This window comes from Tateyamaria sp. GN1-10, from assembly GCF_055693845.1.
In genome coordinates, this window is record NZ_JBVFUR010000004.1 from 3,711,796 (window position 1) to 3,726,558 (window position 14,763).

The window sequence follows — 14,763 nt, forward strand, 5'->3', positions numbered from 1 at the left end:
TCCGATCTGAATGAAACAAGGGCCGCGCCACACATCATGTGGCGCGGCCTGCCGTTCAAGCTGGCGCATTGCATGACTTTGGAACTACAACCCATCTTCGATGCCTGGGGTGAGCCCGACGCCGCAACGCGCGCCGCTCTGGTTACGCCCGCTTTAAATGAAAACTTCTACTATGCTGACCCGCACGCACCGCACCCGTATCAGGGCGTTTCCGCTTTTCTGGATTTTCTGACGGTGTTCGCCGAACGCGTACCCGACGCGGCAGCCAAGATCGTCGCAACATCCCGTCACAATACACACGCGCGCGTCACCCTTGATTTGACGCGTGACGGTGCGCCGATGGCGCGTGTACAATATTTCATCGACCATGACATAAACGGCAAGCTGACGCGCATGGTCGGTTTCATGGGAACGGAAGATACCGCATGACAGCCCCCGCCATTGAACTCAAAGGCATTTCCAAAGCCTTCGGCCCTGTTCAGGCCAACAAAGACATCTCGATCCGCGTGATGCCTGGCACAATCCACGGGATCATCGGTGAGAATGGCGCAGGCAAGTCCACCCTGATGTCGATCCTGTACGGTTTCTACAAGGCGGACGCGGGCGAGATTTTCATCGGGGGCAGCAAGACCGAGATCCCCGACAGCCAGGCGGCCATCGCCGCCGGAATCGGCATGGTCTTCCAGCATTTCAAGCTGGTCGAGAACTTTACCGTGCTGGAAAACATCATTCTGGGCGCCGAAGACGGTGGCTTGCTGAAGCCGTCGCTTTCGAAGGCCCGCAAGACCCTCTTGGAGCTGGAGAAGGAATACGACCTCAAGGTCGATCCGGATGCCGTCATCGAAGAGATCGGTGTGGGGATGCAGCAGCGTGTCGAGATCCTGAAAGCCCTGTACCGGCAGGCCAACATTCTGATCCTTGACGAGCCCACGGGCGTGCTGACGCCTGCCGAGGCGGATCAGTTGTTCCGCATTCTCGGGCGTCTAAAGGAAGAAGGCAAAACGATCATCCTGATCACGCACAAGCTGCGCGAGATCATGGACATCACCGACACCGTCAGCGTGATGCGCAGGGGCGAAATGACTGCCACAGTCAAAACCGCTGAAACCAGTCCCGAAGAGCTGGCCGAGTTGATGGTCGGTCGCAAGGTGTTGCTGCGCGTTGACAAGGCGCCGGCGGCACCCGGTGACGTTGTCTTGGACGTCAAGAACTTGAAAGTTGTGGACGAACAAGGCGTTGAGCGTTTGCGTGGCATCGATTTACAGGTGCGCGCAGGTGAAATTCTGGGCATCGCGGGGGTTGCAGGCAACGGTCAGTCAGAATTGCTTGAGGTGCTAGGTGGCTACGAGGACGCAACCGGGACCGTGACCTTGAATGGCCAGCCCATTGACCTGACCGGCAAGCATTCGGATGGACGGTCACGCCGCGACCGTGGCATCGCCCACGTGCCCGAGGACCGTCAGCGCGAAGGCCTGATCATGGATTTCGCGGCCTGGGAAAACACAGCATTCGGCTATCACAGGGATGCGGCCTATACCTCGGGCCTGCTGAGCAACAATGCGGCCATCAAGGCCGATACGGCCGAGAAGATGGAGCGCTTTGACGTGCGTCCGCCGCATCCGCATCTGGCGGCCAAGAACTTCTCCGGTGGGAACCAGCAGAAGATCGTGCTTGCGCGCGAGATTGAGCGGAACCCGGACCTGTTGCTGATCGGGCAGCCCACGCGTGGCGTGGATATCGGGGCCATCGAATTCATTCACCAACAGATCGTTGCCCTGCGTGATCAGGGCAAAGCCATCCTGCTTGTGTCGGTTGAGTTGGAAGAAATTCTGGGTCTTGCCGACCGCGTGGCCGTCATGTTTGACGGACAGATCATGGGTGAGCGGCAGACGACCGAGACCGACGAAAAAGAGCTGGGCTTGCTGATGGCGGGCATTACCGACACCGACAAGCCCCACACGATGGCCGAGATTGAAGCCAACCTTGCCCATGCGCACGGCGATGCGTCGAAGGAGGTCTGAACCATGGATGTGATGCCAAAATGGGCCGAGGTGATCCTTGTTCCGCTTATCTCCTTGATCCTTGCGGCGCTTCTGTCGGCGCTGGTGATCCTTGCCATTGGTGAGAATCCGGTAGAGGCCGTGAACCTGATGGTCACTGGCGCGGTTGGGTCGACCTATGGCTGGGGTTACACGCTCTACTACGCGACCAACTTCATGTTTACCGGGCTGGCCGTGTCCGTGGCGTTCCACGCCGGGCTGTTCAACATCGGTGGCGAAGGTCAGGCCATGTTGGGCGGGCTTGGCGTTGCTCTTGTCTTGCTGTTCATTCCCTGGCCGCATTGGACCATCGCCTTGTTGGCTGCAACGGCGGGTGCTGCAGTCTTTGGTGCACTTTGGGCCGCGATCCCTGCTTATCTGCAAGCCAAGCGGGGCAGCCATATCGTGATTACCACGATCATGTTCAACTTCATCGCGGCTGCCGTGCTGAACTACATGCTCGTCAACCAGTTGCGCCCAGCGGGCAGCATGGACCCCGCCACCGAGCGGTTCCGCGAAGCTGTGCATCTGCCGAACCTACACGAGATGCTGGCCCCGATTGGCATCAACTTCTCCAAGGCAGCACCGGCAAACGTGTCGCTGGTCATCGCCATTATCGCCTGTGTGCTGGTCTGGTTGTTGATCTGGCGCACGCCCTTGGGCCTTGAGATCCGGTCCTATGGCAAGTCAGGCCGCGCTGCCAAATACGCGGGTATAGGGGCCGTGCGCATCACCATGATCGCCATGCTGATCTCGGGGGCGCTCGCGGGCATGATGGCCATCAACAACGTGATGGGCGAGGCCGAGCGACTGGTTCTGAACGCGGTTGAGGGTGCAGGTTTTATTGGCATCGCGGTGGCCCTGATGGGTCGCAGCCACCCCTTCGGCGTCTTCCTGGCCGCGATCCTTTTTGGCTTTCTCTACCAAGGTGGGGCGGAGTTGGCGCTGTGGACATCGATTCCACGTGAGCTGATTGTCGTCATTCAGGCGCTTGTGATCCTGTTCACAGGTGCACTGGACAACATGGTGCGGATGCCGTTGGAACGGATATTCCTTGCGGCCCGCAATGCACGGACGTCCAAATCGGTTGAACCGGCGGAGTAAGTACGATGGATTTTCTCGCCCTTTTCGACCTCTCGGTCCTTGACTCAACCGTGCGTCTGGCAACGCCTCTGCTGCTGGCCTGTCTTGCCGGCCTGTTCTCGGAGCGTGCGGGCATCTTTGACATCGGCCTTGAAGGCAAAATGCTGTTTGCGGCATTTTTCTCTGCTGCCGTAGCGGCCATGACGGGCTCTGTCTGGCTTGGGCTTTTGGCCGGTATCGCCGCGTCGATGGCTTTGTCCGGTATCCATGGCCTTGCCTCGATCACCTTCCGGGGCAATCAGCTGATTTCCGGCGTGGCCATCAACTTCCTTGCTGCGGGCATGACTGTGCTGATTGCACAGGATTGGTTTCAGCAAGGTGGGCGCACCCCGTCGCTGATCGGCGGTGGCCGGTTCGAACCAATTATCCTGCCCTTTGCCGAAAGCCTGCGCGGCGTGCCGTTCCTTGGCCCGATCTATGCCGAGCTGATCTCGGGCCACTCAATCCTTGTCTACGTGGCGCTTCTGGCCGTGCCGGGCACGTGGTGGCTGCTCTTCCGCACCCGTTTTGGCTTGCGCCTGCGCGCTGTCGGTGAAAACCCGGCGGCCGTGGATACAGCCGGTGTATCGGTCGTCGGCCTGCGTTTTGTGGCCGTTGGTATTTGCGGCATCCTATGTGGCATCGCGGGGGCTTATCTTGCGACGGGTCTACAAGCTGGCTTCGTCAAGGACATGACCGCCGGTCGTGGCTTTATCGCGCTGGCCGCCCTCATCTTTGCCAAGTGGCGGCCCTGGCATGCGCTGTGGGCCACACTGCTGTTCGGCTACTTGCAGGCCATCGCCCTGCGCCCTGACATCATCGAAGGCGCGCTTGGGTTTAGAGTGCAGGTCCAGCTTCTGGACGCCCTGCCCTATATCCTGACGGTCGTGATCCTTGCGGGCTTTGTGGGCAAGGCGATTCCCCCGCGTGCGGGCGGCGAGCCCTATGTGAAAGAGCGGTAAGGCGCATCTTGATGTGCCATCACCCCCCTTGTTGTAAGGCGCACATGTCTGTGCGCCCTGCTATAGGTCCAGATTTCTCACAAACTTAACCCCAGTTTGCTGCGTAGCGGCATGACATCTTGATTTCCCATACCGTGCCGTCCTAACAGTACCCATGCAAATCTACCTGCCCATCGCCGAGGTATCGGTTAACGCGTTCCTTCTTCTTGGATTGGGCGGCATGGTGGGTATCCTATCCGGCATGTTTGGTGTTGGTGGCGGCTTCTTGATGACGCCGCTTTTGTTCTTTATTGGCATTCCACCCGCTGTCGCGGTTGCGACTGAAGCCAACCAAATTGTTGCCTCGTCCTTCTCGGGCGTGCTGGCCCATCTCAGGCGCAAGACGGTGGACCTGAGGATGGGGACCGTGCTGCTGATTGGCGGCCTCATAGGGGCGGCCCTGGGCGTGCTGATCTTCAACTATCTCAAGTCGCTGGGTCAGGTCGATCTGCTGGTTCGTCTATGTTACGTCGTTTTTCTTGGCGTGATCGGCGCATTGATGTTTGTCGAAAGCCTTAATGCGATCCGCAAAACTGCCAAGGGCAGTGCAATGCCCACCCGCAAGAAACACGGGATGATCCACAAGCTGCCCTTCAAGATGCGGTTCCGGGTGTCTGGTCTTTATATCTCGGTCATTCCGCCGCTTCTGGTCGGACTGAGTGTTGGCATCCTCGCCGCCATCATGGGTGTTGGTGGCGGGTTCATCATGGTGCCTGCCATGATCTATCTGCTTGGCATGCCAACCAAGGTGGTTGTCGGGACATCCCTGTTCCAGATCATCTTTGTCACCGCCTTCACCACGATGCTGCATGCCACGACGAACTTTACGGTGGATGTGGTATTGGCCGTGTTGCTGTTGGTTGGGGGTGTGATCGGTGCCCAGATCGGCACGCGTATCGGCGTGCGGATGAAGGCGGAACAGCTGCGCATCTTGCTGGCCCTGATGGTGCTGGTTGTCTGCGGCAAGCTGGCCTTTGATCTGCTTGTCATGCCGTCCGAACTGTACTCTGTTGGTGCGGTGGGGGGTCATTGATGCTGCGCTGGTTGGCCCTGTTCATTCTCGTCGCCCTGCCCACCTGGGCCGAAGAGGTCGTACTGGGTCTGAGCCAGGACGAAGTGGCGATCACCACCAGCTTTGATGGATCCGAAATCCTGATCTTTGGCGCGGTCAAACGCGAAGCCCCCATCCCCGAGGGTGAGTTGGGTGTCATCGTCACCATTGCAGGCCCACCTGAGCCCGTCACCGTGCGCCGCAAGGAGCGGCGTTTCGGTATCTGGGTCAACACCGACGCGGTCGAGTTTGATGGGGCACCAAGTTACTACGCTGTGGCATCAAGCGCCCCACTCGAGGAAGTCTTGGGGATTCGTGAGAATCTGGAACACCGCGTATCTGTCACCAGCAAACTGAATGCCGTCGGCGCACCAAACTCGGTTCTGGATGCCAGTTCCTATGTGGCGGCCCTGATCCGCATCAACACCGCTGCCGAGACTTACCAGCTGCTTGAAGGTCAGGTTGTTGTCGATGAAGACACGCTGTTTCGGACCCGCATCCGCCTGCCGGCGGCGTTGACAGAAGGCGCCTATGAAACGCGCATCTTTCTGACGCGGGACGCAGAGGTGGTGGCCAGCTACGAGACAACCATTGACGTCCGCAAAGTAGGACTGGAGCGCTGGTTGTTCGTCCTTAGCCGCGAAAACCCGTTCTGGTACGGATTGATGTCCCTCGCGATTGCCATTGCAGCCGGATGGACTGCGTCGGCTGCGTTTTCACTGTTGCGCAACTAGAGTTCTGGTTCCTCGGGCGCGAGGGTGAGGGTGGCAGCCGGAACGCTGCGCAAATCGTCGACGCGCAGCGGACCTGTCGGTTTTGACAACCTGTTCCGTACCACCCAGATCAGCCTGTTCTGTGCCCGCGTGATGGCCACGTAGGCCAGCCGCTTCCAGAGGGGCTGCCCTGCCTCTGTCCGGTTCATGCGGGCGGCCACATAAAGGTCAGGCGCGAACACCTGCACCGTGTCCCACTGCGACCCTTGCGCCTTGTGGATTGTCACGGCGGCCCCGTGGAGGAATGTGGCGCCCATGCGCGCGGCATAGGGGATAAAAGGTTCTTCCTCGTCCGGTTTTTCTATCTTCACAATTGACGCAGCCGAGACCTGCGGGTCTTCGGCCCCGATCACGTGCAGGCGGGAAAAGCCGGGTTTGCGCCCTTCCCCAAGATAAACAACCTGCGCGCCCTTGATCAGCCCGCGCGCTTCGAGATCGAGCCGTTTCTTGCGGTGTTTCAGCGGCAGTTCCAGACCGTCACAGATCAGTGGTTCGCCTTCGATCAGGCGGTCATCGGGGGCTTCGTACACCGCACGGAAGGCATTGATCAGACGGATGCGTGTGGCGTTGCGCCAGACAAGGACCGGGCTGCGCGCCATCAGGTCCACCTCGACCCGCTGACCCCAGACGACACGTTCGTCACCAGCTGCGGCCTCCTCCACCATCTTTTCAAACCGGTAGAAATCGACCTGCGGGTCGGCCAGCGCGTGGGCGAGGTCGAGGATCGGGTTGTCCGCTGCCTGCCTGTGGATACGGCCCAGGTTCATGACCCGGCGTTCGGGCAGCTTGTCGAACACCATCGCGCCAGATTGGTTGACTGGGGCCAACTGTGCAGGATCACCAAACAGCAAGAGGGTTGGGAAAATCTCTTTCAGATCCTCGAACTGCTTGTCATCCAACATGGAGGCTTCGTCGATGAAGCCAATATCCAGCGGTTCCTCGCGCCGTTTCCAACCGGTGATGAAGTCGCTTCCACGCAACCCCGCAGCAGCCAATGCGCCGGGAATGGACTTGTTTGTTTGGTAGAAGGCAAAGGCTCGATCGAGTGCCTGGTCGGTCAGCCCCTCGACGTCAGGCCGGTCGCCATTGCCGGCGAGCCATTCGGCAATGCGTTCGTATTCTGGGTCATAGACTGGTGTGTAGAGGATGCGGTGGATCGTTGTCGCAGGCACGCCGCGAAAGCGCAGCACGCTTGCCGCCTTGTTTGTGGGGGCAAGAATGGCAAGGGTCCGGCGGTCCTTGTGCCTGCGGGATTCGTAATCGCCCGACACGATCTCGACCCCGGCAGCTTCGAGCGCCTTGTAGAGTTCGGACAGCAGAAGTGTCTTGCCCGATCCAGCCTTGCCCGTGATTGCCATGACGGACGTGGCCGAGGATTTCGGCGGCATAAGAAGCGCGTCATCAAGATCGATGCCAGCACCGCGCAACATCTCGGTTACGGTGTCAAAAGCGCTGGCCTGGTCGTCAGAAAGGGCAAGGGAAGTGGACATGCCGCGACCCTATAGATGGGTCGCGGTAGGTGCCAGCGGGATCAGGCGCTGCGCGCGTAGTTGCGGTAGCGTGTCATCCCGAATGCGCGGTCAAACCATTGGCGCGATCGTTCCATCGGGACACCCGCCCGCTCTGCGACAACCGCTGCAGCGCTTTCGTCAAAGTGCCAGAGACCAACGCTGATCTGGTCACGGCCCGTACCCTTGCTGCCCAGCACCTCGGGCGAGGAACCAATCATGCGGTATATGCGAACCATCCGAGCGTCAAAGACACCCACAAAGTGCTCAATCCCGAAGTTCTGCATGATTTCCCCACCGCCCAGCATCAAAGCGGCAGCGACATGACCACCGGCCCCGCGTGTTAGGCAGAAACGGGTGCATTCCCAGATCAATGGGCTGGTAATGGGTCCAGAGATCAGATCGCCAAAGTGTTCGTTCACCATTGTGCGGCCGGTCGTGGGAAGAAAGCGCATGGAGCCGCCGTGCGAGCCATCGGGTTCTTCCCAAATGACATAAAGCGGGTTCAGATCGTCGTATTCGTCACGCTCATAACCGTTCTGATCAACGTTCACATCCCAACCCAATCGGGTTTTGAATTGGTCCGCACGATCACGAAACATGGTGCGGGCAAGTTTGGGATAATCACCAAGATCAGAGGCATAAACATAACGCAGCATCGCTGTACTCCTTATCAAACCGGGGAGGTGTGACCAGAAGGTACCGTAACGTAAGTTAATATCTTGTACGCATGCCCGTCCGTTATGTTGCCCTCTCAGGCAACAAGCGTTTTTTATACGACGATCAAGCCCCGGCTCATGGCCCGAGCAACGGCATGTGTCGTATTCATTGCACCCAGCTTGAACCGGGCGCTTTCGATGTAGACGCGCAGAGTGTGCTCCGAAATCGAAAGCGTATCGGCCACCTGCGCGCGACTGTATCCCATGGCCAGAAAGGTCATTGCGTCAACCTCGCGCGGGCTGAGCGCTTGGGATTGTTCCGGCGCCCGGTCCGGTTCGAAATCGAGCGCCTTTTCGTTGAACGTGTGCGCGATCAGGATCAGGTCACGGCGATGCGCGTCTGTCCATTCGGCCCATGTTTTGTCGTCGCATGAGTGGCTGACCGTAAAGAGTGCAAATTGGCCGTTCGGGCCGCGGATCGGAACCGAGAAACCCTGGTTCCCGACCCCGTGTGCAATGGCTTCGGCTTGAAAGGTGCGGGCGGACTTGCTGCTCCAGTCCAGCCGTTTCCAGTCTACGGGGTGAAACCTTTGAAAACACCCCATTATGACCGGATCAATACGCAGGTAATTCTGCTCAAGATACCGGTCACGCCAGACATCCGAATACGTTCCGCAACCATACTGATCCCCGGCGGAATCGACCCAGTGGTACACCACGTGATCGACCCTGTAGTGGTCGCGTATTTCTTCGGACGCCGCCTGTAGGGCAGCGAGCCCCTCAGCTTGCTCCAAACCCTCCAAAATAGGTTCCAACGGCTGCCTCGCCGTCGTGACGCTGACCATCCTGTGTTTCCTTCATCGCGGCGATCTCGGCCATCGCGACGATTGCGGTGTCGTCCAACTGCTCAGCGAGCGCATGCATGTCGTTGGAGCGGGCAAAAGTCTTTAGGTCCGTAAGAACGTCCAGTATCCAGTCACTTTTCATGATCAAACTCACTCCCGAGTGGTTAATGAAAGGTTAACACAACTATAGCATGTGTTAACTTGCCCCGAAAATTCACGTATTTCCCCTCCCCAGAAATAGCGAGGTGGTAATTTACAAGCCATTGATCCAGCTACATCTGGCCTTGGAACAGCAAAACGCCCGCGAAACCACAGGGTGATTCGCGGGCGTTTACACTCATCTTTGGCGTGTATGGCGTTAACGCCGCGCTTCCAGCGCATCTTCAAGAGTACGCAGACCGGTCTTGGGCGCCTGCACCAGAACCGACATGTTCCCGGGCTTGTGTTCGTTGCGCAGCATCTTCATGTGCGCTTCAGGCAGGTCATTCCAGGCGAAGACTTCGGACATGCAAGGATCAAGGCGGCGTTCGACCATCAGGTGGTTGGCAGCCGACGCTTGCTTGAGGTGGGCGAAGTGGCTGCCTTGCAGACGCTTCTGATGCATCCACATGTAACGCACGTCGAAGGTCAGATTGTAGCCAGTGGTACCCGCGCAGATCACAACCATACCGCCCTTCTTGCACACAAAGGTCGAGACCGGGAACGTGCTTTCGCCAGGGTGTTCGAAGACCATGTCAACATTCACGCCCTTGCCGGTGATGTCCCAGATCGCCTTACCGAACTTGCGAGCTTCCTTGAACCACTCCGCATATTCAGGTGTGTTGACCGTGGGCAGTTGACCCCAGCAGTTGAAGTCCTTGCGGTTGATGACACCCTTGGCGCCCAGGTCCATGACGAAGTCGCGCTTGCTTTCGTCGCTGATCACACCAATCGCATTCGCTCCGGCTGTGTTGATCAACTGGATCGCATAGGATCCCAGGCCGCCGGACGCGCCCCAGACCAGAACGTTCTGGCCGGGCTTCAAGTCATGTGGTTCGTGGCCAAACAGCATGCGGTAAGCCGTGGCAAGCGTCAGCGTGTAGCACGCGCTTTCTTCCCATGTCAGGTGCTTGGGCCGTGGCATCAGCTGCTGGGCCTGCACATTGGTGAACTGGGCAAAGGACCCATCGGGTGTTTCATAACCCCAGATGCGCTGGCTTTCCGAGTACATCGGGTCGCCGCCGTTGCAGTGTTCGTCGTCGCCGTCGTCCTGGTTGCAGTGGATCACCACCTCATCCCCGACTTTCCAGCGCTTTACCTTGTCACCCACGGCCCAAACGATGCCCGAAGCATCAGAACCGGCGATGTGGAACGGCTGGCCGTGCCCGTCAAAGGGCGAGATCGGCTTGCCCAGGCTGGCCCAGACACCGTTGTAGTTGACCCCTGCGGCCATCACTAGAACCAGCACCTCGTGGCTGTCGAGCTTTGGCACATCGACCACTTCCAACTGCATTGCCGTGTCCGGCTCACCATGGCGTTCGCGCCGAATGGCCCACGCATACATCTGTTTCGGGACATACCCCATGGGTGGGATTTCACCCATCTCGTAGAGGTCTTTTTCAGGTGCGTCGTAGGACGCGATGCCAGTGTCGAGTGCCATGTTGAGCCTCCGGGTTGAAAATTCCGTGCCGCAGCGCAGAATCGACTGCGTTACGGCTGAATATGGCTCGTCACGAAATAAAGCAACCCATGCATTAGCTTTTTTGTAATTTTATGACTTTGCGCGCGCAGCATCTTCCGGTGTGATGCTGTCCGGATACAGATCGTCGATTGAATTGGCATAAAAGCGGAACAGGTCCTGTTCGTCGCTTACCTTTGCCCATCCATTGTCGATCCAATGGATCATGCCGCGCCGTTCCATGTCGCCCAAAGCACGGGAAATGCGGTTGCTCAGATCATCGTCTGTCAATGGCGGCCGTGTTCCACGCTCGGATGGCATGGCCGTCTTGATCCGATGGGTCATATCCGTATCCGGGATCGGCGTGTCCGTTTGCAAAAACATGCGTGCCAGCAACGGGACAAACGGGACTGGCATCACATCCTGTATTCGACCACGAAGCGTTTCTGCCAGTTGATCCAGGTCACGATCCTGACCCAAAGCCGCAAGGGAGACCGGAGGGCCAAAGACAACGGAAGCTGTGCCAAACTTGCGATACCGCCGCGTTATCCACTGCCACAACAGGCGTAGAATGGCCGCCATCACCACGGTGATACTGACCCCGAACCGGCGATCTCCTCGTTTGTCGGCAGCGATCAGAACGCGATCTTCGAGCACACGGTCGTAGTTAATCGCGACGGGAACAAAGACGACGTCACGTTTGCTGGGGTCATACCCATCAACGACATAGGATAGGAGCCCCATCTTGAGCGGCATCAGCTGACCATTCACACTCAGCCCGCCTTCGGGGAAGATGGCTTGGGTCACGCCACCCGCAGTTGCCATGCGCACGTAGCGGGACAAAACCTTGCGATACAGCGCACCCCGCGATCTGCGGCGGATAAAGTAAGCGCCCATCGACTTGATCAAACGCGATAATGGCCAGACACGCGCCCATTCCCCCACCGCGTAGCTGAGCGCCGAGGCCCGCGCCGCAAGATATGTGACCAGAACGTAGTCCATGTTGCTGCGGTGGTTCATGACGAAAACCACCGTCGCATCCGGGTCCACGCTTTGGATTTGCTGATCGTTGTTGAGGCCGGTCCGCACATCATAGAGCGCCGTTGCCAACCACCGTGCGACGCGCGCACCGAAGCTGAAATAGGCAAACGCAGAGAAACTGGGCACGATTTCGCGGGCATAGCGGCGCGCTTGTTCAAAAGCCACGTTCTCGGGCACGTTGTTCTCATCCGCGTGCTGAACGATGGCCTCCGTCACCTCCGGGTCATAGATCAGACGCTGGATCATGTCGTGACGGCGGGCCAGCTTGAAAGGCTCAATGGGCCGTGTCAGCCGCTCGTTCAGTCGGCTCACCGCCCGCTCCAACCGCCGTCGAAAGAACCAGCGCACCGACGGGAACAGGAAATGCGATGCAAAGGTCACGGCTGCGAACAACACGATCAGCACAAAAAGCCAGAGGGGGAGTTCAACCGATCTCATCATCGCGTGAACCCTCGCAGGCGTATGGGGTAGGAGCAAGCGAAATGGGCTGGTCTTTCCCCTGTCGCGGCCTGAAAGTGGCGGAATGTATGACGGAGATTCCTTCTATACTCTGACCGTTTGGGGACAGATCGGCCTTGCCGTTGTATCCCTTCTGTTTGCTGTTGTTGCTCTTGGGTTCACACGTTTGCTGGTGCTGAGGCGCCCGCTGATCATCCGGGTGCCCGTGTGGCTGGTCGCCTTCATCACCTTTGTTTGGGCATCACCGCAAGGATACTATACCTACTACCGCATGATTTTTGACGGGTTGCCTGCGCAATCCGTGATCAAGGCGCCGCCCCCGCCGGAAGATATCCTGGCACTGCTAACCTTTACCGGGCCCATCACCTTGTCAGCCCACAGCGTCGGGGTTCTGGGATGGCTGATGTTTGTCGTAGCCGTCTGGCCGCAACGCGGAAAATGCCGCAACGCAGCGGATTGACTGCGCCACAAAATTACCTATACCTCACATCATACGAAATTTTGTTACCCAGCCGATTCACGGGAGAGTACGCCATGTCGCAGCCTGCACAGAAAGACCGCCCCTGGTTGATCCGCACCTACGCCGGACACTCAACCGCCGCCGCATCCAACGCGCTCTACCGGTCAAACCTCGCCAAAGGTCAAACCGGCCTGTCCGTGGCTTTCGATCTGCCAACACAAACCGGGTACGACAGCGACCACGTTCTGGCGCGCGGTGAGGTCGGCAAGGTTGGTGTCCCCGTAGCGCATCTGGGCGATATGCATACGCTGTTCTCGGACATTCCCCTCGAACAGATGAACACATCGATGACAATCAATGCAACAGCCCCATGGCTGCTGTCGCTTTATATCGCCGTGGCCGAGGAACAGGGCGCGGATGTGTCCAAGTTGCAAGGCACAGTTCAGAACGACCTGATCAAGGAATACCTAAGCCGCGGCACCTATATCTGCCCGCCAAAACCATCACTCAAGATGATCGCGGATGTGGCCGAATACTGCTACACCAACGCACCGAAATGGAACCCGATGAATGTGTGTTCCTATCACCTGCAAGAGGCGGGCGCGACGCCTGAGCAGGAATTGGCATTCGCTCTTGCCACGGCCACGGCTGTTCTGGACGAACTGAAACCACGTATTGACCCGACCGATTTTCCGGCTGTCGTCGGGCGCATTTCCTTCTTTGTGAATGCAGGCATCCGCTTTGTGACCGAGATGTGCAAGATGCGCGCGTTTGTCGATCTGTGGGATGAGATTTGCGAGAAGCGCTACGGCGTGACTGACCCAAAATTCCGCCGTTTCCGTTACGGGGTGCAGGTCAATTCACTTGGCCTGACCGAACAGCAGCCAGAAAATAACGTCTATCGCATTCTTATTGAAATGCTGGCAGTGACCTTGTCGAAAAAGGCGCGGGCCCGTGCGGTGCAATTGCCCGCTTGGAACGAGGCGCTGGGTCTGCCGCGTCCATGGGACCAGCAATGGTCGATGCGCATGCAGCAGATTATGGCCTTTGAAACGGACCTTCTGGAATATGACGACCTGTTTGATGGCAATCCTGCTGTTGACGCCAAGGTCGAGGAGTTGAAAACCGGCGCGCGCCACGAATTGGAAAACCTTGATGCGATGGGCGGAGCCATTGCGGCAATTGACTATATGAAAGCCCAACTGGTGCAATCGAATGCCGAGCGTCTGAACCGCATTGAAAAGGGTGAAACCGTTGTGGTTGGCGTAAACAAGTACCAGGCTGGGGAGCCTTCCCCACTGATGACCGGCGATGGCGGAATCATGGTTGTCGATCCGGCTGTCGAACAAGACCAGATTGACCGGCTGAACGCGTGGCGCGCAGAACGGGATGATGCCGCAGTGAAGGCTGCCCTTTCCGATTTACGAGCAGCGGCGCAGGCGGGCCAGAATGTCATGCCTGCCTCGATCGCCTGCGCCAAGGTTGGCGTCACCACCGGTGAATGGGCGGCGCAAATGCGTGCGGTGCACGGAGAGTATCGCGGGCCAACCGGCGTGTCGTCAGGTCGTTCGAACATGACCGAGGGGCTGGATGATTTGCGCGATGCTGTTGATGCTGTGAGCGACCGTTTGGGTCGTCGCTTGAAATTTCTTGTAGGCAAGCCGGGCCTTGATGGTCATTCGAACGGTGCAGAACAGATTGCCGTCCGCGCGCGTGATTGCGGGATGGACATCGCCTATGAAGGGATCCGCCTGACACCTGAGGAAATCGTGACCGCCGCCCGTGATGACGATGCGCATGTGGTGGGCCTGTCGATCCTGTCGGGCAGCCATATTCCACTTGTCGAAGACCTGATGCAGCGCATGCGAGCCGCGGGGCTGGGACACGTGCCGGTGATTGTCGGCGGTATCATTCCCGATGACGACGCCGATCGGTTGCGCGCCATGGGCGTCGCCCGGGTATATACGCCCAAAGATTTCGAGCTGAACACGATCATGCAGGACATCGTCACACTGGCCGATCCAAAGGCTGTTGCGGCAGAATAGCCGTCACTGCGCTTTTTTCGAAACCGATACTGCCTGAGCGAGGTCAGCGACCCGCTGCAGGGGCTGCAAAGCTGTGTCCACTCCGGTCTGGGTGGTGGATGCT

14 protein-coding genes are annotated in these 14,763 nt (G+C 58.5%); 8 read left to right on the forward strand and 6 right to left on the reverse strand.

Translation table 11 applies throughout. The features are described 5' to 3' along the window. The first annotated feature begins 36 nt into the window (after positions 1–36). From ACZ1HN_RS20490 to ACZ1HN_RS20515, 6 genes are all read left to right on the forward strand, one after another. On the forward strand, positions 37–429 hold the full coding sequence (locus ACZ1HN_RS20490; RefSeq protein ID WP_299201423.1) for a nuclear transport factor 2 family protein: 393 nt from the start codon (positions 37–39) through the stop codon (positions 427–429). Beyond that, the gene (locus tag ACZ1HN_RS20495) at positions 426–2,021 is read left to right on the forward strand and encodes an ABC transporter ATP-binding protein (RefSeq protein ID WP_472728837.1); all 1,596 of its coding nucleotides are present in this window, start codon (positions 426–428) and stop codon (positions 2,019–2,021) included. The genes ACZ1HN_RS20490 and ACZ1HN_RS20495 overlap by 4 nt, the downstream gene beginning before the upstream one ends. Before the next feature lie 3 nt (positions 2,022–2,024). Beyond that, positions 2,025–3,143: an ABC transporter permease gene (locus tag ACZ1HN_RS20500; protein ID WP_299201417.1), complete on the forward strand. Its 1,119-nt coding sequence runs from the start codon at positions 2,025–2,027 to the stop codon at positions 3,141–3,143. A 5-nt stretch (positions 3,144–3,148) separates the two neighbouring features. Continuing rightward, positions 3,149–4,123 (forward strand): ABC transporter permease, encoded by a 975-nt coding sequence (locus ACZ1HN_RS20505; protein ID WP_299201415.1) that lies wholly within the window; start codon positions 3,149–3,151, stop codon positions 4,121–4,123. A 154-nt stretch (positions 4,124–4,277) separates the two neighbouring features. Further along, the gene (locus ACZ1HN_RS20510) at positions 4,278–5,195 is read left to right on the forward strand and encodes a sulfite exporter TauE/SafE family protein (protein ID WP_299599486.1); all 918 of its coding nucleotides are present in this window, start codon (positions 4,278–4,280) and stop codon (positions 5,193–5,195) included. After that, positions 5,195–5,947 (forward strand): TIGR02186 family protein, encoded by a 753-nt coding sequence (locus tag ACZ1HN_RS20515; RefSeq protein ID WP_299201411.1) that lies wholly within the window; start codon positions 5,195–5,197, stop codon positions 5,945–5,947. Before ACZ1HN_RS20510 ends, ACZ1HN_RS20515 begins: the two co-directional genes overlap by 1 nt. Here ACZ1HN_RS20515 and ACZ1HN_RS20520 read toward each other — a convergent pair. From ACZ1HN_RS20520 to ACZ1HN_RS20545, 6 genes are all read right to left on the reverse strand, one after another. Beyond that, positions 5,944–7,476 carry an ATP-dependent DNA helicase gene (locus ACZ1HN_RS20520; protein WP_472728838.1) on the reverse strand — a complete coding sequence of 511 codons (1,533 nt, stop codon included), beginning with the start codon at positions 7,474–7,476 and terminating at the stop codon, positions 5,944–5,946. The genes ACZ1HN_RS20515 and ACZ1HN_RS20520 overlap by 4 nt on opposite strands. 41 nt (positions 7,477–7,517) lie before the next feature. Continuing rightward, a complete protein-coding gene (locus ACZ1HN_RS20525) occupies positions 7,518–8,153 on the reverse strand; it encodes an acyl-homoserine-lactone synthase (protein ID WP_472728839.1) in 636 nt (211 codons plus the stop codon). A gap of 113 nt (positions 8,154–8,266) precedes the next feature. Further along, the gene (locus ACZ1HN_RS20530) at positions 8,267–8,998 is read right to left on the reverse strand and encodes a helix-turn-helix transcriptional regulator (RefSeq protein WP_299201404.1); all 732 of its coding nucleotides are present in this window, start codon (positions 8,996–8,998) and stop codon (positions 8,267–8,269) included. Continuing rightward, on the reverse strand, positions 8,934–9,140 hold the full coding sequence (locus ACZ1HN_RS20535) for a hypothetical protein (protein ID WP_189370924.1): 207 nt from the start codon (positions 9,138–9,140) through the stop codon (positions 8,934–8,936). Before ACZ1HN_RS20535 ends, ACZ1HN_RS20530 begins: the two co-directional genes overlap by 65 nt. Before the next feature lie 216 nt (positions 9,141–9,356). Next, positions 9,357–10,637: a crotonyl-CoA carboxylase/reductase gene (gene ccrA / locus ACZ1HN_RS20540; protein ID WP_299201399.1), complete on the reverse strand. Its 1,281-nt coding sequence runs from the start codon at positions 10,635–10,637 to the stop codon at positions 9,357–9,359. A gap of 111 nt (positions 10,638–10,748) precedes the next feature. Continuing rightward, positions 10,749–12,137 (reverse strand): 1-acyl-sn-glycerol-3-phosphate acyltransferase, encoded by a 1,389-nt coding sequence (locus tag ACZ1HN_RS20545; RefSeq protein ID WP_299770131.1) that lies wholly within the window; start codon positions 12,135–12,137, stop codon positions 10,749–10,751. 82 nt (positions 12,138–12,219) lie between these two features. On the opposite strand from ACZ1HN_RS20545, the gene ACZ1HN_RS20550 reads away from it, so the two are divergent. Further along, a complete protein-coding gene (locus ACZ1HN_RS20550) occupies positions 12,220–12,615 on the forward strand; it encodes a hypothetical protein (protein ID WP_472728840.1) in 396 nt (131 codons plus the stop codon). Positions 12,616–12,689: 74 nt separating this feature from the next. After that, entirely contained in the window at positions 12,690–14,660 is a 1,971-nt protein-coding gene (locus ACZ1HN_RS20555) for a methylmalonyl-CoA mutase family protein (RefSeq protein WP_472728841.1), read from the forward strand. Positions 14,661–14,763: the final 103 nt, after the last annotated feature.